General features: G+C 73.4%; 25 protein-coding genes. 13 read left to right on the forward strand and 12 right to left on the reverse strand.

Going from position 1 to position 22,439, the window contains the following annotated elements; translation table 11 throughout:
* Positions 1 to 3 precede the first annotated feature (3 nt).
* Positions 4 to 213: an HGxxPAAW family protein gene (locus SM418_RS29505; RefSeq protein WP_371944267.1), complete on the forward strand. Its 210-nt coding sequence runs from the start codon at positions 4 to 6 to the stop codon at positions 211 to 213.
* 17 nt (positions 214 to 230) lie between these two features.
* The gene (locus SM418_RS29510) at positions 231 to 419 is read left to right on the forward strand and encodes a hypothetical protein (protein ID WP_371944266.1); all 189 of its coding nucleotides are present in this window, start codon (positions 231 to 233) and stop codon (positions 417 to 419) included.
* A 39-nt stretch (positions 420 to 458) separates the two neighbouring features.
* Here the strand turns inward: SM418_RS29510 and SM418_RS29515 are convergent, their stop codons facing one another.
* Entirely contained in the window at positions 459 to 587 is a 129-nt protein-coding gene (locus SM418_RS29515; RefSeq protein ID WP_371944265.1) for a hypothetical protein, read from the reverse strand.
* A 183-nt stretch (positions 588 to 770) separates the two neighbouring features.
* Between SM418_RS29515 and SM418_RS29520 the strand changes: the two genes are divergently transcribed.
* From SM418_RS29520 to SM418_RS29550, 7 genes are all read left to right on the forward strand, one after another.
* On the forward strand, positions 771 to 1,859 hold the full coding sequence (locus SM418_RS29520; protein WP_371944264.1) for a carboxylate-amine ligase: 1,089 nt from the start codon (positions 771 to 773) through the stop codon (positions 1,857 to 1,859).
* A gap of 209 nt (positions 1,860 to 2,068) precedes the next feature.
* A complete protein-coding gene (locus tag SM418_RS29525) occupies positions 2,069 to 3,019 on the forward strand; it encodes an anti-sigma factor RsbA family regulatory protein (RefSeq protein WP_371944263.1) in 951 nt (316 codons plus the stop codon).
* 131 nt (positions 3,020 to 3,150) lie between these two features.
* Positions 3,151 to 3,594 (forward strand): MauE/DoxX family redox-associated membrane protein, encoded by a 444-nt coding sequence (locus tag SM418_RS29530; protein ID WP_371944262.1) that lies wholly within the window; start codon positions 3,151 to 3,153, stop codon positions 3,592 to 3,594.
* Between the two features lie 66 nt (positions 3,595 to 3,660).
* Positions 3,661 to 4,296: a GNAT family N-acetyltransferase gene (locus SM418_RS29535; RefSeq protein WP_371944261.1), complete on the forward strand. Its 636-nt coding sequence runs from the start codon at positions 3,661 to 3,663 to the stop codon at positions 4,294 to 4,296.
* 325 nt (positions 4,297 to 4,621) lie between these two features.
* Entirely contained in the window at positions 4,622 to 5,488 is an 867-nt protein-coding gene (locus tag SM418_RS29540) for an SAM-dependent methyltransferase (protein ID WP_371944260.1), read from the forward strand.
* Positions 5,489 to 5,711: 223 nt separating this feature from the next.
* Positions 5,712 to 7,043, forward strand: a complete 1,332-nt coding sequence (locus SM418_RS29545) for an acyltransferase family protein (RefSeq protein WP_371944259.1) — start codon at positions 5,712 to 5,714, stop codon at positions 7,041 to 7,043.
* Positions 7,044 to 7,146: 103 nt separating this feature from the next.
* Positions 7,147 to 8,328 carry a PucR family transcriptional regulator gene (locus SM418_RS29550; protein WP_371944258.1) on the forward strand — a complete coding sequence of 394 codons (1,182 nt, stop codon included), beginning with the start codon at positions 7,147 to 7,149 and terminating at the stop codon, positions 8,326 to 8,328.
* A gap of 54 nt (positions 8,329 to 8,382) precedes the next feature.
* Here SM418_RS29550 and ligA read toward each other — a convergent pair whose 3' ends face one another.
* From ligA to SM418_RS29590, 8 genes are all read right to left on the reverse strand, one after another.
* Positions 8,383 to 10,467, reverse strand: coding sequence for an NAD-dependent DNA ligase LigA (gene ligA, locus SM418_RS29555; RefSeq protein ID WP_371944257.1), 2,085 nt, complete (start codon positions 10,465 to 10,467; stop codon positions 8,383 to 8,385).
* 160 nt (positions 10,468 to 10,627) lie between these two features.
* Positions 10,628 to 11,515: a DMT family transporter gene (locus SM418_RS29560; protein ID WP_371944256.1), complete on the reverse strand. Its 888-nt coding sequence runs from the start codon at positions 11,513 to 11,515 to the stop codon at positions 10,628 to 10,630.
* Positions 11,515 to 11,658 (reverse strand): hypothetical protein, encoded by a 144-nt coding sequence (locus SM418_RS29565; protein WP_371944255.1) that lies wholly within the window; start codon positions 11,656 to 11,658, stop codon positions 11,515 to 11,517. Before SM418_RS29565 ends, SM418_RS29560 begins: the two co-directional genes overlap by 1 nt.
* A 154-nt stretch (positions 11,659 to 11,812) precedes the next feature.
* The gene (locus SM418_RS29570) at positions 11,813 to 13,123 is read right to left on the reverse strand and encodes an ABC transporter substrate-binding protein (RefSeq protein ID WP_371944254.1); all 1,311 of its coding nucleotides are present in this window, start codon (positions 13,121 to 13,123) and stop codon (positions 11,813 to 11,815) included.
* Entirely contained in the window at positions 13,044 to 14,228 is a 1,185-nt protein-coding gene (locus tag SM418_RS29575) for a branched-chain amino acid ABC transporter permease (RefSeq protein WP_371944253.1), read from the reverse strand. The genes SM418_RS29570 and SM418_RS29575 overlap by 80 nt, the downstream gene beginning before the upstream one ends.
* A 4-nt stretch (positions 14,229 to 14,232) precedes the next feature.
* Positions 14,233 to 15,111: a branched-chain amino acid ABC transporter permease gene (locus SM418_RS29580; RefSeq protein ID WP_371944252.1), complete on the reverse strand. Its 879-nt coding sequence runs from the start codon at positions 15,109 to 15,111 to the stop codon at positions 14,233 to 14,235.
* A complete protein-coding gene (locus tag SM418_RS29585; RefSeq protein WP_371944251.1) occupies positions 15,111 to 15,830 on the reverse strand; it encodes an ABC transporter ATP-binding protein in 720 nt (239 codons plus the stop codon). Before SM418_RS29585 ends, SM418_RS29580 begins: the two co-directional genes overlap by 1 nt.
* Positions 15,823 to 16,602: an ABC transporter ATP-binding protein gene (locus tag SM418_RS29590; RefSeq protein WP_371944250.1), complete on the reverse strand. Its 780-nt coding sequence runs from the start codon at positions 16,600 to 16,602 to the stop codon at positions 15,823 to 15,825. The genes SM418_RS29585 and SM418_RS29590 overlap by 8 nt, the downstream gene beginning before the upstream one ends.
* A 231-nt stretch (positions 16,603 to 16,833) precedes the next feature.
* On the opposite strand from SM418_RS29590, the gene SM418_RS29595 reads away from it, so the two are divergent.
* The 4 genes from SM418_RS29595 to SM418_RS29610 all read left to right on the forward strand — a co-directional run bounded on the left by SM418_RS29595 (position 16,834) and on the right by SM418_RS29610 (position 19,695).
* On the forward strand, positions 16,834 to 17,442 hold the full coding sequence (locus SM418_RS29595) for a TetR/AcrR family transcriptional regulator (protein WP_371944249.1): 609 nt from the start codon (positions 16,834 to 16,836) through the stop codon (positions 17,440 to 17,442).
* A gap of 261 nt (positions 17,443 to 17,703) precedes the next feature.
* The gene (locus tag SM418_RS29600; protein WP_371944248.1) at positions 17,704 to 18,033 is read left to right on the forward strand and encodes a PadR family transcriptional regulator; all 330 of its coding nucleotides are present in this window, start codon (positions 17,704 to 17,706) and stop codon (positions 18,031 to 18,033) included.
* 290 nt (positions 18,034 to 18,323) lie between these two features.
* The gene (locus SM418_RS29605) at positions 18,324 to 18,512 is read left to right on the forward strand and encodes a hypothetical protein (RefSeq protein WP_371944247.1); all 189 of its coding nucleotides are present in this window, start codon (positions 18,324 to 18,326) and stop codon (positions 18,510 to 18,512) included.
* A gap of 319 nt (positions 18,513 to 18,831) precedes the next feature.
* Positions 18,832 to 19,695, forward strand: coding sequence for a CE1 family esterase (locus SM418_RS29610; protein ID WP_371944246.1), 864 nt, complete (start codon positions 18,832 to 18,834; stop codon positions 19,693 to 19,695).
* A gap of 67 nt (positions 19,696 to 19,762) precedes the next feature.
* On the opposite strand, the gene SM418_RS29615 is transcribed toward SM418_RS29610, so the two are convergent.
* From SM418_RS29615 to SM418_RS29625, 3 genes are read right to left on the reverse strand one after another with little or no spacing between them, the layout of a single operon-like run.
* Positions 19,763 to 19,960: an MbtH family protein gene (locus tag SM418_RS29615; RefSeq protein ID WP_371944245.1), complete on the reverse strand. Its 198-nt coding sequence runs from the start codon at positions 19,958 to 19,960 to the stop codon at positions 19,763 to 19,765.
* Between the two features lie 52 nt (positions 19,961 to 20,012).
* Positions 20,013 to 21,332: a lysine N(6)-hydroxylase/L-ornithine N(5)-oxygenase family protein gene (locus SM418_RS29620; RefSeq protein WP_443098404.1), complete on the reverse strand. Its 1,320-nt coding sequence runs from the start codon at positions 21,330 to 21,332 to the stop codon at positions 20,013 to 20,015.
* On the reverse strand, positions 21,332 to 22,348 hold the full coding sequence (locus tag SM418_RS29625; protein ID WP_371944243.1) for an ABC transporter substrate-binding protein: 1,017 nt from the start codon (positions 22,346 to 22,348) through the stop codon (positions 21,332 to 21,334). Before SM418_RS29625 ends, SM418_RS29620 begins: the two co-directional genes overlap by 1 nt.
* Between the last annotated feature and the right edge of the window lie 91 nt (positions 22,349 to 22,439).

Raw genomic sequence — 22,439 nt, forward strand, 5'->3', positions numbered from 1 at the left:
CACATGTCGGCTGGCAGCCACGCCGGGCGCCCGAAGTCCTGGGTCGCCGTGGCCATCATCTTCATCGGTTTCGTCGTCGGCGGTGTCGGCATCACCATGGGGCCGAACTGGGTCGTGTTCGGCGTGGGCGCCGCGGTGATCGCGCTCGGCGGCGTCGTCGCGCTGGCCGTCGACATCATGACCGACGTCATCGTCGACGACCCCCGGGCCTAGCGGGCGAGGCGGCGACGATGCTGGGGCGTCCTCCCATCGAGGAGCGGATCGCCGCGCGTCAGCGCGAACTGGGCGAGCTCAAGCGGGGCAGCGTCTTCCCGCACGGTCCCGCCAAGATGCTGTTCTTCTTCAGCATGGGCGTGGTCGTGATCACGCACATCGTCGCGCTGTGCATGTACTTCGTGGACGCCGGCCCCCCGCGCTAGCCGGGGGCGCACCGGCATCGAACGTGCCGAGGGCCCGCCTCAACGGCCTCCGTCGGAGCCGTTGGGCGGGCCCTTTCGCTTGTCCCCCAGGTAGAACAGCCCCGCCAGGAGGAAGACGGCGACGGCGAGCAGGAGAACGAGCACGCCGACCACAGTCGATCCGGTCATGAGGGCCACCTTTCCTTCCGCAGCGACGTCTCCCTCTGCACTCTGCCCACTGGACGGCGGGTCAAGAGAGCATCAAGAAGATCCCTTACCGCCGTTTACGGGCCGACCGGCAGGTGCGGGCGCGGCGGCTTCGACGTACCGTCGAGGGGAAGGTGGCCGCGTCGCCCGAGCCCGAGGTGGTGGATGGCCCTGCGATTCGGAATCGAGGAAGAGTACTTCGTCGTCGATCCCGTCTCCCGGGAGGTCGTCCCCCGTGCCGCCGCCGTCGTGCGGCGCGCCGGCGCGGCGCTCGGCGAGCGCGTCTCCACGGAACTGGTGGCGTTCCTCGCCGAGGCGAAGACGTCGCCGTGCGACGACCTGGACAAGCTCCGCGATCAGATCCGCGCGATGCGTGCGGCGATGGCGGCCGCCGCGGCGGCGGAGGGCGTGCGGCTCGCCGCCACCGGGACGCCGGTGCTGGGCGAGCTGCTCCCCGCGCCGATCGGCGCCGGGCCTCGCTACGCCGAGAGCCTGGCCGTGTACCGGGGGCTGGACGACGAGCAGAGCATCTGCTCGTGCCACGTCCACGTCGAGATGCCCGACCGGGAGCGCGCCGTCCAGGTCAGCAACCACCTGCGGCCGTGGCTGCCGACGCTGCTCGCGCTGGCGGCGAATTCCCCGTACTGGGCGGGGCGCGACACCGGCCACGCCTGCTGGCGGGCGCTGGCGTGGGCGCGGTGGCCGGTGGCGGGCCCGCCGCCGTTCTTCGCCTCCGCCGCGCACTACGACGATCTCGTCGGGACGCTGCTCGGCTGCGGCGCCCTGATGGACACCGGGACGGTCTTCTGGGACGTCCGGCCGTCGGCGCGGCTGCCCACGGTGGAGATCCGGCTCGCCGACGTCGCCCCGACCGCCGCCGACGCGGCCGTGTTCGCCGCGCTGGTCCGGGCGCTCGTGCGGGTGTCGTCCGACGCGGTGGACGCCGGGGAGCGGGCGCCCGACCCGCCGCACGAGATGCTGCGCGCCGCGTACTGGCTGGCCGCGCGGGACGGCCTGGCGGGCCGGGGCGTGGACGTGCGCACGGGCCGGCCCGCCGGGTTCGGCGAGCTGGCGGGCGACCTGCTGGCGCACGCGCTGCCCGCGCTGGCCGACACCGGGGACCTCCCCTTCGTCGCCCGCGGCGTCCGGCGCCTGCTCGCGGGCGGGACGGGGGCCGAGCGGCAGCGCGCCGCCTACCGCGAGCGCGGGCGGCTGGCCGACGCCGTCGACGCCGTGCTGCTGCCGGACCGGTGAGCCGCCCCCGGCCCCCGGTCCGGAAAGTCCACTTCGCCGATTTCGACGGTTTTCCCTGGCCTGCCGCGGGGTACCTCTGCCCGGGACCCGGTACCGATCGTCGTCGGGGGACGTCACGGATGGGACCCGTCTCGCACCGCCGCGCGCGCGCCGCGTACCCTCGACTCGATGCAGGTGACCACGGCGATTCCGGACGGAGCGACCGCGCGATGAGCCTCAGGCCCGCTTCGCCGGGCGTGACGCCGCGGGGTCCGTTCCTCCACCCCGCGCTCTTCTACCGGGGCGACGAGGAGTACCTCGCCGGCACCGTCCCGTTCGTCCGCGCGGGACGCGCGGCCGGAGAACCGGTCGCGGTGGCGGTCCCCGGCCCCCGCCTCGGCATGCTGCGGGAAGCGCTGGACGGGACCGCCCGCGAGGTCACCTGGCTGGACATGACCGAGGCGGGACGCAACCCGGGGCGCATCATCCCCGGCGTCCTCCGCGAGTTCGCCGACCGGCACACCGCCGGGCGGGTGCGGATCATCGGCGAGCCGGTCTGGCCCGGCCGGACCGCCACCGAGTACCCCGCCTGCGTCCAGCACGAGGCGCTGATCAACCTGGCGTTCGCCGGCCGCGGCGTGTCGATCCTGTGCCCCTACGACGAGGCCGGGCTGGACGACGTCGCCCTCGCCGACGCCCGCGCCACCCACCCCGTCGTCGTCGACCGGCACGGCGAGCGGGTGAGCGGCGACTACGCGCCGCACCGCGTGATCCGCGCCTACAACCGGCCGCTGCCGGAACCGGCCGGCGGCGCGGCCACGATGAGCTTCGACCTCGACGCGCTGCCGCTCGTCCGCGAGTTCGCCTGCCGCTGGTCGGCGCGCCTCGGCCTGGACGCCGGCGCCGTGGGCGACATGGAGCTCGCGGTGAGCGAGCTGGCCGCGAACTCCTGCCTGCACGGCGGCGGGACCGGCACCGCCCGGTTCTGGTCCGAGGACGGCCAGGTCGTGTGCGAGGTCCGCGACAGCGGCACGATCACCGACCCGCTCGCCGGGCGCCGTCCCGCGGACATGAGCCCGCACGGCGGACGGGGCATCCTGCTGGTCAACCATCTCGCCGACCTCGTCCGCGTCCACACCGGCCCGGACGGCACCGCGATCCGCGTCTACCTGCGCAAGTAGGCCGCCCGGCCGGCAGGTCGAGACTTGACCGGGCCTTCAGATGCACCGGGCGATCGGCGGGAATGATCCCTGCGCCCGAACTCTCCCGACCGATGTGGGGAACGATGCGTCTTCTTGCTCGTGTTCACCAGATGCCGGTCCGGCTGGCCGTGGGGGCGTTCGTCCTGAACTCGGGCCTGTCCAAGCTCCAGGCCCTGGACGAGTCGGCCGAACAGACCCACGGCATGGCGAAGACCGCCTACCCGTTCCTCGGGTCGCAGGACGCGCGGACCTTCACCCGCACCCTCGGCACGACCGAGATCGCGCTCGGCGCCGCGCTGCTGGCGCCGTTCGTGCCCTCGCTGGTCGCGGGCGCGGCGCTGACCGCGTTCTCCGCCGGGCTGACCGGCCTCTACCTGCGGCTGCCGGGCATGCGGCAGGAGGGCGGCATCCGTCCCACCCAGCAGGGCACCGCGCTCGCCAAGGACACCTGGCTGGTGGGGGCGGGCCTCACGCTCGTCCTGGACGAGCTGATCCGGCCGCGCGCGGAACGCCGTCGCCGCTCATGCTCCCGGTTCCGGGGCCTGCGCCGCTGATCCGCCTCCTTGACGCCGGGCCGCACGGCCGGTGAGGATCGGCGCGTCCCTCCAGGAGGCCGCGCCATGACATCACCTTCCCAGCCCTCCCCGCTCGTCCGCACGGCCGCGGGCGCCGACGCCGCGCCGATCGCGGCGCTGCTCGGGCGCGCCTTCGACGACGACCCGGTCTGGTGCTGGCTGCTGCCGGACGAGGCGTCCCGGGTGCGGCGGCTGGCCGGGCTGTTCGAGGTCCTGCTGCGGCGGGTGCACCTGCGGCACGGCGCCACCGAGGCCACCGGGCGGGACGGCGGGACCGAGGCGGCCGCGCTGTGGGACCCGCCCGGCCACTGGCGGGTGCCGGTCCGGTTGCAGGCGGCGCAGGCGGTGCCGCTGCTGCGGATCCTCGGCACGCGGGTGCCGATCACGCTGCGCACGCTCGGGGAGATCGAGCGGCACCATCCGCGGGAGCCGCACTGGTACCTGTCGGTGCTCGGCACCGACCCGCCGGCGCAGGGCAACGGCCTCGGCGGCGCGCTGCTGCGGTCCCGGCTCGACCGCTGCGACGCCGAGGGCCTCCCCGCCTACCTCGAAAGCTCCAAGGAGCGGAACGTTCCCTACTACGAGCGCTTCGGGTTCCGGGTGACGCGGGAACTGGCCCTGCCGGGCCGCGGCTGCCCGCCGGTCTGGCTCATGTGGCGGGACTCCGGGCAGGGAGGCTGACCGGGACGCCGACCGGGTCTTCCCCACGGGCCGCACCCTCCCGGTCAGATCCTTGTCATGGCCGGAAGCGGCCACGCGCCGCGGGCGTCCTCGCGGCGCTGTGAGCGCGCGGCGACCGTCCGTTCCGTCGTTTCCGATGCCGATCACCGGCGACTTCCCGGTCCGGCGGAACGCCGCCAAACACGGCTGGCCCGATGCGGCCGTCCTGGCGCCCACGGCTCGCGGGCCGCGCCACCGGACGGCCATGCCTTCCCCCGCCGCGCCGCCTACCGTCGGAAGCGGGGGCCATTGCACTGCTCTCCGGCGAAGGCGGTGAAGGCGATAGGTGGACGGCTTGAGGGGGACGACGTGGCCTCCTCACTCTCCTGGAAGCGGGGGCCTGCACGAAGAGAACCCGCACGGAGAGAACCCGGCGACCACGGCGGGAACGCGGGCGGCGGAGACCCCGCTCGCCCTGCACAGGCCGGGTCCGGCGCGAGTACACGACTACCTCCTCGGCGGGAAGGACAACTACTCCTGCGACCGCAGGCTCGCGCACCGGATCCTCGACGTCCTCCCCCAGTCGGCGGAGGCCGCGCACTGCGCCCGCGCGTTCCTCGCCGGATCGGTCCGGCTGCTCGCGGAACGCGGGCTCCGGCAGTTCCTCGACCTCGGCTGCGGCCTGCCCAGGGCCGACAACCTGCACCAGATCGCGGCCCGCCACATCGGCGGCACCCGCGTCGTCTACGTCGACCACGACCCGCTCGTCATCGCCCACGCCCGCGCGCTGCTGATCGACGGCGGCAACGTCGCGGCGCTGCGGGCCGACCTGCGCGACCCCGCCTCGGTCCTGGAGAGCCCCGAAGTGCGCCGGCTCATCGACCCGTCCGAACCGGTGGCGCTGGTGCTGTCCTCCGTGCTGCACTTCCTGCCCGGCGCCCGGGGCCTCGTCGCCGAACTGGCCGCGGCGGCGGCCGCGCCGGGCAGCGCCCTGGTCGTCTCGCACCTCACCGCCGACTTCGCCCCGGCCGAGATCGCCGAGGCCGCGCGGCGCTACCGGGAGGCGAGCGGCGTCGCCGTGCGCCCGCGGGCCGGCGCCGAGGTGGCGCGGCTGCTCGGCCCCTTCCGTGCGCTGCCGCCCGGCGTGAGTCCGCTGTCAGGCGGGGCGCTCCTGCGCGATCCACTCATGTACGGGGTCGTGGGCGTCCTGTGACCCGCCCTCGGGGCACCCCGCCGCAGTGTGGTTTTGGTCACACTGTCCCCGTCCGGCGGGTTCCTCCGCTTTGTCCCGCCGCACCTCGCGACGGCCCTGCTCCCGCCGCTCGTGCGGGCATCCCGCGCCCGTCACGCTGAGTCAGAAGGCCGGAGCGGAAGCTCAGAAGAATCTCATTCCCTCGTTAGAGAAGGTAACGGTTCGGCCCCTATGGTGGCCCCCGATGCCGACGAAGACCTTGATCCCATCGGACCCGACGCTCGGCGCTCCTCCGGAGCGCGCTCCCCGGATGGGGTGGCTGGACGCCCTGCGGGGCCTGGCCGCCATGGTGGTGGTGTTCGAGCACTCCCTGGACGTGCTGCTGCCCGAGGTGCGCAGGACGGCCAGCCCCTGGTTCGACTTCGGCCGGTACGGGGTCTTCGTGTTCTTCCTCGTCAGCGGCTACGTCGTCCCGTTCTCACTGCAGCGGCGCGGCAGCGTCCGGCAGTTCTGGGCCGGGCGGCTCTTCCGGCTGTACCCGGCCTGGGCCGTGTCGCTGGCGCTGGCGCTCCTGCTCGGGGCGGCCGGCGTGACCTACGGGCTGCCCGCCGCGCTCGCCGACCGGCCGTGGGCGTCCGGCCTCGCGCACCTGACGATGCTCCAGGACCTGCTGGGCGTGCCGAACGCCGTCAACGTCCTGTGGACGCTCTCCTACGAGATGGTCTTCTACCTGCTCATCACGGCGATGTTCGTCGCCGGCGTGCACCGCTCCAGCGCCCGGGTCGCGCTGGGGTTCGGCGTGGGCGCCGCGATCCTCGGCGTGGCGCTTCCGTCGGCTCTGCTGGCCTCCCGGTGGCCCGGCGGGACGATCCTCGCCGCCGCGCTGCTGCTGGCCGGCGGTCTCGCCGCCATGCTCAGCCGCCGCCGCGCGGTGCGGCGGGCCGGGGTCGTCGTCGTGGCGGCGCTGGCCCTGACACTGCTCGTGCTCAACAGCCGCATCGGCGCCATCGAGAGCCTGTGCATCATCGCCACGATGTTCGCCGGGACGGCGGTCCGCGGAATCCAGGAGGGGCGGCTCCGGCGCGGGCCGGCCGTGGCGATGGTCGCCATCGTGCCCGCCCTCACCCTGGTGGCGGGCATGCGGACCCCGACGTCCTGGGCTCTGCACGCCAACCCGAACCCGCTCGGACCGGACTGGTCCATCGCCGTGGCCGCCGCCTGGCTGACCTTCCTGGCCGGCCTCGCGCTGCGCCACCGGCGCATGCCCCGGTTCCTGGTGTGGTCGGGGCTGGTGAGCTACTCGGTCTACCTGCTGCACCCGCTGGTCGTCCAGGTCGTCTGGTACGCGGCCGGGCCGGACACCTGGAGCCTGCCCGGCCCCGTCCGGGCGGCCTGGGGGGTGGTGCTGGTCGCCGGCGTCCTCGTGTGCGCGGCGCTCACGCACCGGTACGTCGAACGGCCGGCGCAGCGCCTCGGACGCCGCCTGACGGCACGCGGCCGCGCGACCCCGGGCACCGCTCCGGGCACCGCTCCGGGCACTGCTCCGGGGGCCGCCCCGCAGCCCGCGCAGACCTGAGCGCCGTCCGGCGGGGGCCGGGGGCGGGTGATGACAGCCTTTCCTTTCTTGCCTAGGGTGAGGCCGATTCGTTCCCCACCCCCGAGCCGCGAACGGACACCGGATGACACAAGGGCCCTCCATGCCCGCCGAGCTGCCGGAACTCCTGCGGCAGCACCTTCAGGCCGCCGTCGACGAGATGGAGCGGGAGATCCGCGACCAGGTGCCGGAGTACGCGGGCGACGACGGCGGCGAGTACGCCAGGCGGGTGGAGCGGACGGTGAGCGACACCGTCGCGTTCTTCGTCGACTCCGTCGACCACCCGAACCCGGACGCGCACACGCTGACCGAGCTGTACATGCGGCTCGGCGAGGAGGAGGCCCGGCAGGGCCGCAGCCTCGCCGCCCTGCAGAACGCGATGCGGGTGAGCAGCCAGGTCGCGTGCCGCCGGTTCATCAAGGACGCCTACCGGCTCGGCTGGTCGCGCGAGACGCTGAGCCGGCTGACCGACTCGCTGTTCATGCTGCTGGCCCGGGTCGCCGACGCCGCCGCGCAGGGGTACGCCCGCCAGCAGGGGCAGCTGGCGACCGAGCGGGAGCGCCGCCGCGACCGGCTGCGGGACCTGCTGGTCGCCGAGCCGCCGGCCGGCGCCGACACCCTCGCCGCGCTGGCCGTCGCCGCCCGCTGGGAGCCGCCGAAGAGCATCGCCGTGATCGCGCTGCCGGCCGGTGCGCCCGCCGGCGCGCGGATCCTGCCGCCCGCCGTGCTCGCCGACTGGGACGCGCCGGCCCCGTACCTGGTGGTGCCCGACCCGGAGGGCCCCGGCCAGGACCGGCTGCGGCCGGTGCTGCGCAAGCTCGGCACGGCCGCGATCGGGCCGACCGTGCCGCTCGGTCAGGGCGCGGTCTCGCTGCGGTGGGCCCGGCACGCGCTGACCCTGGCCGAGCGCGGCCTGCTGCCGTGCGACGGCCCCGTCCGGTGCGCGGACCACATCGCGGCGCTGGCCACGCTCGCGGCGGAGGAGCTGGTCGGCGCGACCGCCGAGGCCGTCCTCGGGCCGCTGCTGGAGCTGGCCCCGGCGCGCCGGCAGCCGCTCGCCGAGACGCTGCTGACCTACCTGGAGTGCGGCGACAACGCGGTGATCGCGGCGGAGCGGCTGCACATCCACGAGCAGACCGTCCGGTACCGGCTGCGCCGGATCGCCGAGCTGACCGGAGGCCGGTTCTCCGAGCTGGACGGCAGGCTCGACGTCATGCTGATGCTGAGCTGGCTGGTGCGCACCGGCCGCGCCGACCGGCCCGCCTGAGCCCGGCCCGCCTGAGCCCGGCCCTTCTGAGCCCGGCGCGCCGCCGCGCGGCGGTCACAGGTGGGCGGCGACGCGGGCGGCGAACTCCTCCGGCGTGACGATCTCGACGCCGAGCTTGTCGGCCTTGGCCCTCTTCGAGCCGGCCTTCTCCCCCGCGACGAGCAGGGAGGTGCGCGCCGACACCGACGAGGACGCCCTGCCGCCGGCGCGTTCGATCAGCTCGTTCACCTGGTTGCGGGACAGGCCCTCAAGGGGCCCGGACATCGATCCGGTGGCGACGACGGACAGCCCGGCGAGCGGAAGGCCGGAGCTCTCGGACTCGGCCTCCTCGGCGGAGCCGCCGGGGGCGGCGGGGCCGGCGGGCCCGGGCTCGGTCATCGTGACGCCCGCCGCGACGAGCTTGTCGATCAGCGGGGCCAGCTCGGCGATCTCGGCGACCAGCATCGCCGCGCGCTCGGGGCCGACGCCCTCGACCTCCTGGAACGCCTCGGCGTCGGCGGCGCGGATCGCGTCCATCGTGGTGAAGTGCCGGGCGATGCGCCGCGACATGGACCGGCCGGTGCCGCGCACGCCGAGCGCGCAGAACACCTTGTTCAGCGGCTTGGCCTTCGCGCCCTCGATCGCGGCGAGCAGGGCCGCGGTGCTGGTCTCGCCCATGCGGTCGAGCCCGACGATCTGGTCGTGCGTCAGGACGAACAGGTCGGCGAAGTCGTCGATCAGCCCCGCCTGGACGAGCTGGTCGATGCGGTTCTCGCCGAGGCCCTCGATGTCGAGCTGGTCGCGGCCGGCGGCGTACCGGACGGACGCGACGGCATGGCAGGACCGCCCCCGCACGCACCGCCACCGCTGCTGCGAGGCGTCGATCTCGTCGCCGCAGCGCGGGCACGCCGACGGCGCCTCGATCGGCCGCTCCTGCCCGGTGCGCAGGTGCACGACCGGGGCCTCCACGCGCGGGATCACGTCGCCGGCCTTGTAGACGGTGACGTGGTCGCCGAGGCGCAGGCCGCGCCGCTCGATGTCGGCGGCGTTGTGGAGGGTCGCGTAGGTGACGGTCGAGCCGTCCACCTCGACGGGCTCCAGTACGGCGCGCGGCGCGATGACACCGGTGCGGCCGACGTTCCACTCCACGGCCAGCAGCCGGGTGATCTTCTCGGCGGCGGGCAGCTTGTAGGCGATCGCCCAGCGGGGCGCGCGGGAGGAGATCCCGGCCTCGGCCTGGTCGGCCGCCGCGTCCGCCTTGATCACGATGCCGTCGATGCCGAAGTCCAGCTCGGCGCGCAGGGCGGCGATCTCCTCGACGCGCTCGCCGGCCGCCTCGATCGTGGTCGCGGTGATCCCGGGGACGGGCGTCGCGGCGGTGGTGTGCGCGCCGAGCCCGGCGACCAGCTCCATGATCCCGCTGTGCGGCAGGTCGCGCAGCCGCGCGGCGGTCTCGCCGTCGGTGCCGTCCAGGGGGAGGCAGCCGTAGGCGAAGAAGGTCATCTCGACCTGGTAGGGACGGTCCTTGGCGCGCAGCGACCCGGCGGCGGCGCTGCGCGGGTTGGCGAACGCCGTCCCGCCGGCTCCCGTGCGGGCGGTGTTGGCGGCCTCGAACTGCGCGCGCGTCATCAGCACCTCGCCGCGCAGCTCGACGGTGAGCGGCTCGGCCAGCCGCCCGGGCAGCCCGACGATCATGCCGATGCCGTGTGAGACGTCCTCGCCGGCGGCCCCGTCACCGCGGGTCACCAGCTGGACGAGCCGGCCTCCCGAGTAGCGGGCGGAGATCGCCAGCCCGTCCAGCTTCGGCTCGACGCTCCAGGCCGCGACCTCGCGGCCGAGCCTGCGGACCAGGCCCGCCGCCCACGCCCGCAGGCCGTCGGCGGAGAACACGTTGTCGAGGCTGAGCATCGGGACGGTGTGCGGAACGTCCCCGATGACCGCTCCCCCGGCGACCTTGCCCGTCGGCGAGCCGGGCAGGACCTCGTCGGGATGCCCGCTCTCGTAGGCGGCGATGCCGCGCACCAGCCGGTCGAAGGCGTCGTCGTCGAGCGGCGAGTCGCCCTCGCCGTAGTAGGCGGCGGAGGCGGCGACGGCGGTCTGGACCGCGGCGGCATAGGCGGCCTGGTCGCCGATCTCGGTGCGGGCCGGTGTCTCGGTCATGGGCACATCATGCCTGGTGCCACCGACATTTCCGGGCCGTCAGCCGCCGCCCAGGCGGTGCCCGGGGAAGGCGAGCTGGGGACGCAGGCGAGACCGCCAGAAGGCGCCGTCGTGGCACCCGCCGGGCAGGGGCGCACGCCGGATGATCATTGCGAGTCCCTCATGTCGGGAGTGTATGGGGATCTTCGTGCCCGCGGGCGGCGTGCGCGGACCGGGACAGCAGCGCCACCCCGCCCGTCAGCAGCAGGACGCTGAAGGACAGGGCGGTGAACGCCGCGGCGGTCCGGGGCGGCAGGGTCTCGAAGGCGAAGGCCGCCACCAGGTAGGAGGCGATCGGGTTGGTCATCGTCATCGCGGTCATCGCGGCGGGCAGCGACCCGGCGGCGAACGCCCGCTGCTCCAGCACGAGCCCGAGCAGCGTGCTGCCCGCGAGCGCGTAGCCGGGCCAGTCCACCGCGGTGGCCGCGACGCCGCGGTCGAGGAGGTCGGCGGTGGTCAGCTTGATCAGGACCGCGGTGGCGGCGAAGCACAGGCCCGCGCAGACGCCGAGGAGCGTGGCCCGTACCGGTCCCGCGCGCAGCCACGCCGCCCGCGACAGCACGACGATGACCGGCGCCGCGATCAGGCCGGCGAGCAGGATCCGCGGCCGGGACGGCTCGCCCTGCGGCGGGATCGCGCCCGGCACCGTGAACAGCACGGCGAGGCCCGCCGACACGGCCACGCCGCCGAGCAGGTCCAGCCGCGCGGGACGGCGTCCGGTGCCGACCGCGCCGAGCACGATGGTGAAGACGAGCTGGGTGACCAGCAGCGGCTGCACGATGGCGGTCGAGCCGAAGTGCAGGGCGATCGCCTGGGCGCCGAAGCCGGCCAGGTTCACCGCCCAGCCGGTCAGCCAAACCGGGTCCCGGACGAGCCGGCGGATCAGCCCGTGCGCGGCGCCGGCGTCCGAGCGTCCGTGCACCGCCCGCCTGGCGGCCCGGTACTGCAGCGCGGCGGCGGCGGCGAACAGGAACGCCGCGACCAGGGCGAAGCAGACCGACCACGCCATCAGGCCGTCCCGCCCCGCGCCTCGCCGACGCTCCCGGCGCCCTCGTCACCGACGGACGCGTCACCGACGGCCGGGGCCGGGTGCGCCCGGCGCTCGGACTCCGGCAGCGGTCGCCCGGGCGCGGCCGTCCGGGCCCGGCTCACGATGCCGCTCCCGCCTCGCGCATCGCCCCACCCCCTTCCGACCATCCTCCCCACGATCGGACGAGACGACCATGAACCACCGCAACTCTTCCCATCCGCCCCGGCCGCCGTCCCGCGGCTGCGCGGCGGTCGCGCGGGACGGCGGCGGTGCCCGTCAGCCGGCGGCGGGGATGCCGTTGGCGGGCGCCTGCGGTTGCGGCGCGGTGTACGGCTGGATCGGGCCGTCGCCGTCGTCGGTCGTCATCGGCTGCCCCTCCGGCACGACGTTCTGGCCCTCGATCTTGCCGATCACCGCGCCGGTGTACCCGGCGTGCGACCCTGCGCCGAACGCGAACGGGACGACGCCCGGCCCGGTGAAGCGGGACTTCTCCAGCGCCTCGACGAGGCCCTTGCGGGTCGGGTTCTCGCCGGCCGCCTGCAGCGCCTGGACGAAGGTGTAGGCGACCGACATCCCGTAGACGATGTTCCCGTTGAACGGCAGCTTCGGGATGTACTGGGCGTGGATCTTCTTGAACAGCCGCGTCCAGCTGTTGGAGGCGTCGCCCGGCGCCGCCAGGTAGCCGTCAGTGATCATGCCCTGGATGAGCGGGCTGCCCTCGACCTCGCTGCCGCCCTTCTTGGCGAAGCTCTCCAGCAGCCCGGTGAGGGTGATCGGGTCGGACCCGACGTTGCTGACGACGAAGGTCGGCTTGTAGTTCAGCTTCAGCGCGGCGAGCCGGAACAGCGCGGTGTAGGTGGGGATGCTGAACAGCACGACGACGTCCGCCTTGGACTGGGCGATCGCCTGGGCCTGCGCTCCGATGTCGGTGTTGCCCGGCTGGTAGGACTGCCGGGACACCACGTCCGCCTTCGGGACGTACTTGTCGAGGCCCTTCACCCCGTCCTGGCCGAAGTCGTCGTTCTGGTAGAAGTAGGCGACCTTCTTCCCGGCGAACGTCTTCTTCACGTGGTCGCCGAGGATCTTGCCCTCGCGGATGTAGTCGACCTGCCAGCCGAACGTCTGCGGGTGCTTGTCCGGCTGGTCCCAGCAACCGCAGCCGGACGCGACGAACAGGTCCGGGACGCGCTGCGCGTTGAGGTAGTCGACGACCTTGGAGTGCGTGGGGGTGCCCAGCCCGTTGAAGATCGCGAAGACCTTGTCCTGGAGGACGAGCTTCTGCGTCACGCTCACGGTCTGGGTCGGGTTGTAGGCGTCGTCCACGTACTTGTAGACGATCTTGCGGCCGTGCACGCCGCCGTTGGCGTTGACGTAGTCGAAGAACGCCTTGGACGCCGCCGAGTTGGCGCTGTAGCCGGGCGCGGCCGGGCCGGTCAGCGGCTGGTGGCTGCCGATGGTGACGGTGGTGGCGGTGACGCCGGGCGCGCCCGACCCGCCGTCCCCGCCGTCACCGCCGCAGCCGCTCGCCGCGACCGCCAGCGTCACCGCGGTCATCAGGGCGAGGGCCCTGGTCCGGGGTCGCTTCATCTGCTCCTCCTGGGTGCGTGGTGGTTGGCCCCGATGTGACTGTCGATGCGGAACCGCGCGGCCCGGGAGCCCGGTCGCGCCTCTTGGCGGCACGGCGCCGGACGGCGCCGCCGATGCCGCGCAGTCCTCCCTGGAGACCGCGCGGGAAGGCCAGCGTCACCATGATGAGGACGAGGCCGTAGATGGCGAGGGGCAGGTTCGAGGCGATGTTGTGCGACAGGCCGGACGAGGACGACAGGTCGGACGCCCACGTCGGCACGTACACCAGGATCAGCGCGCCCCACACGGCGCCCGCCAGGCTGCCGAGGCCGCCGATGATGATCGCGGCGATCAGCTGGAGGGAGAGGGTGAGCGGGAACGCGCCCGGCGCGGCCAGCGTGGCGACCACCGCGAGCAGCCCGCCGCCGAGGCCGGCGCAGGCCGCCGAGACGACGGTCGCGGCGATCCGCAGCCGGGCGACGCGGACCCCGCTGAGCGCGGCCGCGATCTCGTCGTCGCGGCTGGCCCGCAGCGTCCGGCCGAACCGGCCGCGGGTGAGGTTGGCGAGCAGGAACAGGGTGACGACGGCGCCGAGACAGGAGATCCACGCCTGCCAGCGCTCCAGCGGGAACGCCGCGCCGAGTGACTCGGGCGGGACCGGCGGGGCGAGCGTCAGCCCGTTCTGCCCGCCGAGCAGGTCGGTGAGCGGCTCGTAGTTGGCGAGGCCGGGCAGCCCGACGGCGAAGGCGAGGGTGGCGCCGGCGAGGTAGGGGCCGTGCAGCCGGGCGGCGACCGCGCCGACCAGCACGCCCGCGACGGCGGTGACGCCGGCCGCGGCCGCGAGGACGGCGGCGAGCGGCCAGCCCCAGTGCCCGCTGATCAGCACGGCGGTGTAGGCGCCGACGGCCATGAACGCGCCGTGCCCGAGCGAGATCTGCCCGCCGAGCCCGGTCAGCACGGTGAGGCCCGCGACCGCGCAGGTGAGGTAGGCGGCCTGGGCGATCTGCAGGTCCCGGTAGGGGCCGACCGCGGTCGTCAGGAAGTACAGCGCGACGATCGCCGCCAGGGCGCCCGCGGTGTGCCGCGTCAGCGTGGAGCGGCGCAGGACGTTCAGGACGGTGTCCACCGCGCTACACCCGCCGTCCCGTACTCGCCGTGAACAGGCCGTTCGGTCTGATCATCAGGACGGTGATGAGCGCGGCGAGCGCCCCGAAGGTGACCAGGTCGGAGCTGACGTAGCCGGACACGTAGCTGAGCGCGCAGCCGAGCAGCAGCCCGCCGGTGACGGCGCCGGCCGGGCTGTCCAGCCCGCCGATGACCGCAGCGGTGAACCCGAACACGAGCATCGCGTCGAACTGGGCGGGGCCGACGAACACCGAGGGGGCGATCAGCACCCCGGCGAGCGACCCGACGAGCGCGGCGAGCGCCCACCCGAGGGTCAGCATCCGGCCGACGCGGACGCCCTGCAGCCGGGCGATCTCCGGCGCGAACGCGGCGGCCCGCAGCCGCAGCCCGAGGTCGGTGCGAACGAACAGCAGCGTCAGCAGCACCATCACCGCGGCGACCGCGGCGATCACGAACAGGTCGAACGGGGACAGCAGCAGCCGCGTCCCGCCCACCGACAGCCCCTGGATCGGGAAGGCGGGCGGGTAGGAGTGGGGCGTGTCGCCCCAGATCATGCCCGCGCCCGCCTGCAGCAGCACGTACAGGCCGAGCGTGACGATGACGGCGTTGAGCGGCGGCTTGTTCTCCACCGGCCGGACCACCACCCGCTCGATCACCGCGCCGAGGACCAGCCCGGACGCCAGCGCTACCCCGAGCGCGAGCCAGTAGGAGCCGCCGTGGTCGACGACGCTCCAGGCGAGGAACGTCGTGAACATCAGCATGCCGCCCTGCGCGAAGTTCACGATGCGGGTGGCCCGCCAGATCAGCACCAGCGCGAGCGCGACCGCCGCGAAGACCATGCCGGAGGTGATTCCGGCGACCGTCAGATTGATGAAGCGCACCATCAGAACCCCAGGTAGGCGTGGCGGAGGCGGTCGTCGGCGGCGATGGCCGCGGCGGCCTCGGCCGCGACCACCGCGCCGAGGTCCAGGACGACCGCGCGGTCGGCGACCGACAGGGCGCTGCGGGCGTTCTGCTCGACGAGCAGGACGGTGCGGCCGTCCTCGTCGCACAGCCGCCGCAGCACGGCCATCAGCTGGGCGACGACGCGCGGCGCCAGGCCGAGGGACGGCTCGTCCACCAGCAGCAGCCGGGGCGCGCCGGTGAGCGCCCGCGACAGCGCGAGCATCTGCCGTTCCCCGCCGGACAGGGTGGCGGCCGTCCTCGTCCGGCGCTCGGCGAGCGGCGGGAACAGCTCGTACATCTCGGCGACGCGCCGCGTCAGGGCCGCCCGGTCGCGCCGCCCCGCCACCGTCCAGAGCCCGCCGAGGCGCAGGTTGTCCTCGACGGTCAGCTCGGTGATGACGCCGCCGCTCTGCGGGACGTGCGCGACGCCGAGCCGGACGATGTCCTCGACCGGCAGCCGGGTGACGTCCCTCCCGTCCAGCTCGACGCGCCCCGCCTTCGGCCGCAGCAGCCCGGAGATCGTGCGCAGCAGCGTGGTCTTCCCGGCCCCGTTCGCTCCCAGCACGGCCGTCACGGAGCCCTCGTCCACCGACAGGTCCACCCCGCCGAGCGCGCGGACCGCCCCGTAGTGGACGGTGAGGTCCCTCACCTCAAGCACCGGCGACCTCCTGGCCGAGGTAGGCGTCGAGCACGGCCGGGTCGTCGCGCACGTCCGCGGGCGCGCCGCCGGCGATGACCCTGCCGAAGTCCAGCACGACGACCTGGTCGCAGACGTTCATGACCAGGTCCATGTGGTGCTCGACGAGGACGACGGCCGGGCCGCCGCGCAACCCGCGGATCAGCTCGGCCAGCTCGTCCATCTCCCCCGCCGAGAGCCCCGCGGCCGGCTCGTCCAGCAGCAGCAGGTCGGGCTCGGCGACCAGCGCCCGGGCCAGCGCGACCCGTTTCTGCACGCCGTAGGGGAGCTGGCCGGGCAGCCGCCCCGCCTCGCCCGCCACGCCCAGCTCCGCGAGCCGGGCCCGCGCCCGCTCCCGCAGCGCGGCCTCGTCACGGTCGGCGCGCGGCAGCGCGAAGAGCCCGGACCAGAACCCGGCCCCGGCCCGCCCGCCGGCCCCGACCATCACGTTCTCCAGGACGGTGAGCCCGGGAAAGAGCCCGAGGCCCTGCAAGGTACGGGCGATGCCGAGCCGCGTCAGGTCGTGCGGCCGATGCCGGCCGAGGACCTTCCCCCGCCAGCGCACCTCGCCCGACCGCGGCCGGACGAACCCGCACACGACGTTGAAGAGCGTGGTCTTGCCGGCCCCGTTCGGGCCGATCACGCCGGTGACCCGGCCCTGCGGCGCGGACAGCGACACGCCGTCCAGTGCGACCAGCCCGGCGAAGCGGACGGTCACCTCTCGTAGTTCCAGGTTCGCGGAGGAGCCGGACACAACGCCTCACCTCGCCGATGAATCAGCGCCAATCCCCCGAGGCCGAAAAGCACATACCGACTGGTCGGATTCCATGAAGATAGAATCATCGGCGGTCCCGGTCAACAGCCGGTGCGCAGGTCCCGGCACGCGCCTCGCGCGCACCGCCGGTAGGCTGTCGGCGATCTACGGGCGGCCGTTGCCGGGACGGCGCGAGACCCCGGGGGGCATTCCCGGAACGGAGGTGGAGTGATGACGCAGGCGCCCATGGGCCGGATCCCCGCCGACCTGAACCTGCCGCTGCCCGACCGGCTGCTGGCCGTGGCGACGCGCATGTTCGCCGAGAAGGGCTTCGAGAACACCTCGGTCCAGGAGATCGTGAACGCCGCCGGCGTCACCAAAGGAGCCATGTACCACTACTTCGGCTCCAAGGACGACCTCCTCTACGAGATCTACCACCGGCTCCTCGGCCTGCAGATGTCGCGCCTGGAGCAGATCGCCGACGGCCCCGGCACCGCCGAGGAGCGCCTCCGCGCGGCGGCCGTCGACGTCCTCAACACCTCGTTCCTCTACCTGGACGACTTCACCGTCTTCTTCCGCTCGACGCACCTGCTCCCCCGCGACCGCCGCGAGGCCGTCCGCGCCGAGCGCCGCCGCTACCACGAGCGCTTCCGCGACCTGGTCGAGGAGGGCCAGCGCGCGGGCAGCTTCCGCCCCGCCACCCCCGCCGACATCGCCGTCCACTTCTTCTTCGGCACCGTCCACCAGATCGGCGTCTGGTACCGCCCCGGCGGCACCCTGAAGACCGAAGCCATCAGCGACCATTACGTGGACCTCCTCCTCAACGGTCTGAAGAACTAGCCGCACGCGGTCGCGGTGCCGCCTCGCTCACCCCGCGCCGTGCCCTTCTGCTGGTGGGTCAGATTCTGTGTCACAGCCACGGCGGAGTCCGATGTCACTCGTCAGTACGCCAACCCGGCCGACCGGCGGCCGGCGAGCAACTGGCCGACCTGGTTCCCAGCGGCGACCTAGTCGGTGGCTAGTCGGTGTTGCTATGTACCGGTAGTCAGTATTACCGTGTACTGGTAGTCAGTGCCGCCGAGTAGCCGGAAGGGGGTGTTCATGGACAAGCAGTTGACGGAGATGCTCAAGGGCACACTTGAGGGCTGCGTTCTCGAAATCCTCGGCAGCGAGGAGACCTACGGGTACGCCATCAGGCGTCGGCTGAATGAACTCGGCTTCGCCGATGTCGTCGAGGGGACGGTCTACGCCATCCTGCAGCGACTGGAGAAGAACGGACTCGTCCAGGTGACGAAACGACCGTCCGGGCTGGGCCCGCCGCGCAAGTTCTATGCGCTCAACGAGGCGGGTCGCGAAGAACTCGCAACGTTCTGGGCGAAGTGGGAGTACATCACATCACGGATCGACAAGCTCAAGGGGGGCGGGAGATGAAGTTCTGGGAGACGATGACAGGCAGCGATCTCACCAGGGAATGGAAGGCGTTCGAAACCCGGGCCGAGATGTTGCCAGCCGACTACCGGGCGGCGGCTCATCCCCGGCGGCCACGTGTCCCTGCGCTTCTCCGATGACACCGCGCTCACCGGCGCGCTCGGCGCCGGGTTCGTGGACACCTCCGGCGACGGCCGGCTCACGCTGCAGGTCCCTTCCGACGGCGGTGTCCCTCACTGCGCACCCTGCTCGCCCGGCTGGACGCCGCCGGCATCGAACCGGCCGACCTGGCCGTGCACATCCCCGACCTCGACGACGTCTTCCTCAACGCCCTGCGCTGGTTCGCCGAGTACCAGCCGTTCACCCCCGCCATCGAGACCCTGCGCGGCCTGCTGATCGGTGAGGCCATCGGCACCAGCGCCTACCAGGCCATCGCCTGGTCCGCGGGCCTCACCCTGGTCGGCTTCCTTTGGTCGATGTAGCTGTTCAGCCGCGGCCCCAGCCGCTGACCGAACCCGCGTCGGTGACCACACCCACGAGCCGGCCGCGGCGGCCGTCAGACCAACCGGTCTGACGGCCCGGAGCCTTCCAGGCGTGACCTACACAGACGCTCAACATCGGGGCTCATCGCGCGTGGCACTATCTCGCGGCGCCGATGGCCGAGCGTGACCCCAGGTCGAGGCGGGCTCCGGGTCCGGTTCGTAGCACGCTCGGCAATACGCACCGGCCGCCAAAAAACTCTGATCTTTTCCGCACGCGGATGTCTAGCCGGGAGGGCGCGACGGGCGTTAGATCATCGCTATGAAGATCGCCGCGCGGGCGGCGGCCATCGTGGCGGTGCTCGCCGCGCTCGTCGCCCACCCCCTGCCCGCCGGAGCGTCCGAGGACGCTCCGGGAACGACCAGGCACACCATCGCCATGGGCGGCTGGAACCGCCCCTACCTCCTGCACCTCCCGCCCGGCACGGAGACCGGGAAGCCGCTGCCGCTGATCGTGACCCTGCACGGCGGCCTGAACGACCCCGAGTACGTCCGCAACCAGAGCGGCCTGGACCAGGTCGCCGACCAGCAGGGCTATGCCGTCGCCTACCCCGAGGGCTTCCTCGGCACGTGGAACGCCGGGGCCTGCTGCTCGTTCGCCCGGTGGGCCGGCATCGACGACATGGCCTTCCTCGACAAGCTGATCGGCACGCTGGTGGAGCAGGGCGTCGCCGACCCGCGCCGGGTGTTCATGACCGGCTTCTCCAACGGCGGCGGCATGGCCTACCGGTACGCGTGCGAGCGCGCGGACCGGCTCGCCGGGATCGCCGTGGTGTCGGGCGCGCTCGCCATCGGCTGCCTGCCGAGCAGGCCGGTGTCGGTGCTGGCGTTCCACGGGACGCTGGACCCGTCCGTCCCCTACACCGGCGGCGGGAACATGGACGCGGACGTCCATTTCCCGTTCTTCGGCGTCCAGCTCGTCATGGAGTTCTGGCGCTGGGTGGACAAGCTGCCCGCCCTGTCGTGGCCGGTGCCGGGCGGCCCGGACGGCTGCGTCGGCACGGGGCCGGGGCCGGTGCTGGTCGCGCTGTGCACCCAGCAGGGCGGCGGGCACGAGTGGCCGCCCTACGCGAGCGAGATGATCGGCAGGTTCTTCGCCGAACGGCCGTCGCTGCCCGCGAGTTGAGGCCGGCGCGGAGGGACCGGGGGGGCGGGCGGCGCGGGGAACGCCGTCCGCCCCGGGTCGGTCGGCCCTAGCCCGCCAGGCTGCGCGGGCGGATGTCCTTCCAGTTGGCCGTGACGTAGCCGATGCAGTCGGACCGGGACTCGGGTCCGAAGACCGTCGTCCATCCCGCGGGGACGTCGGCGAACGCCGGCCACAGGGAGTGCTGCCCCTCGGCGTTGGCGAGGACGCGGAACGCCGCGTCGGGGTCGTCGAACGGATTGGTCATCAGGCCTCCCTGCTCTCTTCTCTACGACCGGGCTTGACGAGGGGCCCGGCTTCTAGACGACCGGGGTGACGCGGGCGGAGCGCCGGGCGATGGACCGGACGATCTCCCCGGTGCGGACCGCGGTCATGGACAGCAGCGACGACGCGATCCCGTGGCTGTGCTCGGTCGCTCCCTGCAGGTAGACGCCCCACGCACGGCCGGGATCGGTGGCGATGCGGTAGTCGCGCTCGACGACGGGACGTCCGTCCGGGCCGGCCAGGCAGTCGCCGGCCGCCTCGCCGAGCAGGTCGAACGGGTCGCGCTCGCGGTAGCCGGTGGCGTAGACGACGGCGTCGGCGTCCAGGTCGGCGACCTCGCCGGTGGGCAGGAACGCCACCCTGACCCGCGCTCCCCCGGCGCCGTCCCGCACGTCCAGGACGCGGGAGACGTTGAGGATGCGCAGCCGCTGCGCGCCCGCGACCTTCTCGGCGTAGGCGCGCCGGTACAGCTCGTCGATGAGGTCGAGGTCCACCACGGAGTAGTTGGTGTTGCGCGAGTACTCGAACAGCATCCGCTTCACGTCGTCGGGCGCCGCGTAGTAGTGGTCGACGGCCTCCGGGTCGAAGATGCGGTTGGCGAAGGCGCTGTCGTCGGCGGGCGAGTAGCCGTACCGGGCGAAGACCGCGCAGACCTCGGTCCCCGGGTAGGTGCGGTGCAGGTACTCGACCGCCTCGGCGGCGCTCTGCCCCGCGCCGACCACGACGATCCGGTTCGGCGCCCAGTCCGCGCGCTCGTCCAGCCGGGTCAGCAGGTCCTCGGTGTGCCAGATACGCTCGCCCGCCCGGACGCCCTCGGGCAGGACGGGTTCGAGCCCGACGCCGATGACGACGTTGCGCGCGAGGTGCGTCTCCAGCCGGTCGTCCCGGCGCACCACGACCTCGAGGGTCTCGTCGTCGCGCGGGCGGAGCGCGACGACCTCCGTCCCGTAGCGGACGCGGTCGGCGAACGCGGCCGCCGTCCATTCGAGGTAGTCGTGGAACTCCGCCCGCGTCGGGAACATCGTCTTGTGGTTGACGAAGTCGACGAGCCGGCCCCGGTCGTGCAGGTAGGCGAGGAAGGAGTACCGGCTGGCGGGGTTGCGCAGCGACACGAGGTCCTTCAGGAAGTGGACCTGCATGGTTGCGCCGTCGATCAGCATGCCCCGGTGCCAGCCGAACTCCGGCTGCTTCTCGAAGAACACCGCGTCCACGGCGGCGGCGTTCTCCCCGCGCTCCCCGCGCTCCCCGCGCTCTTCGCGCTCTTCGGCGAGCGCGACGGCGAGCGCGAGGTTGGACGGGCCGAAGCCGATCCCGACCACGTCGTGCACGCGGGGCTGTATCCGCTCCTCCGGCATCAGGCGGGCTTCGCCGCGCTCGCGGCCTTGGCGATCTGCGGGACGACCTGCTCGACGACGTACGGGACGGCGAGCGGGGTGGGGGTGCGCAGCGGCCAGAAGGACTTCAGGTCGAGCGCCACGTAGGAGCCGCGCTCGACGACGCCGAGGTCGGCGAACAGCTTGTTGCCCTCGATCTTCTTCTGCGTGGCCGCGTCGTCGTTGTAGTGGCTGATCAGGACGTCCACGTCCAGGACGGAGATCTTCTCCATGCTCAGCTCGGCGGCGAACCCGTCACCGGGGAGCTCGGCGATCGGCTCGGGCAGCCGCATGCCGAACTGCTCCAGCAGCTTCACGCTGGTGTCGTCCTTGGACTTCATCACGCCGATGTTCCCGTTGAGGAAGACGCTGGTGAACGCGAAGCCCTTGCCCGCCAGCTCGGGGTGCGCGGTCTTCACCTCGGCGATCTTGGCCTCGACGTCGCCGACGAGCTTCTTGCCGTCGGCCTCGCGGCCGACGGCCTTCGCGACCTGCTGGGTGATCTGCTGCCAGGAGTCCTCGGCGGGGCCGGTCTGGTAGGCGACGGTCGGCACCAGCTTGGAGAGCTTCTCGTACTCCTTGTCGATGTAGAAGTCGCCGCCGGCCAGGACGAGGTCGGGCCGCAGGGCGGCGATCTCCTCCAGGTTGAACCCGGCCTCCCCGGCCTTGAGCAGCTTGGGCTTGTCGCCGGTGAGCTTGGGGGCGGTCCAGGGCGCGAGGCCGTCGGGCTGGACGCCGGTCAGCTCCGCCATGCCGACGGGGGTGACGCCGAGCGCCAGCAGCGCGTCCTGGTCGACCTCGCCGAGCGCGACGATCCGCTTGGGCGCGGAGTCGATCTTCGTTGTGCCGAGCTTGTGGGTGATCGTGACCGGGAACGCCCCGGCGGCCTCGCCGCCGGGGGAGCCGCCGGCGGGCTCGTCGTCGCCGCAGGCCGCGACCGCGCCGAGGCTCAGGACGAGCGCGGCGGTGACGGCCAGGCTCCGCATCATGGTGCGCATAGAGGACCGGTGTCCTTCCGAGTTCTGCAGAGTTCTTCGGGGGTTGTGATCAAGGATCTTAGGTTAGGCTCACCTAACTTTGCAATGGGTC

It is taken from the genome of Actinomadura chokoriensis, from assembly GCF_041463665.1.
GTDB classification, from domain to species: Bacteria; Actinomycetota; Actinomycetes; order Streptosporangiales; family Streptosporangiaceae; genus Spirillospora; species Spirillospora chokoriensis_A.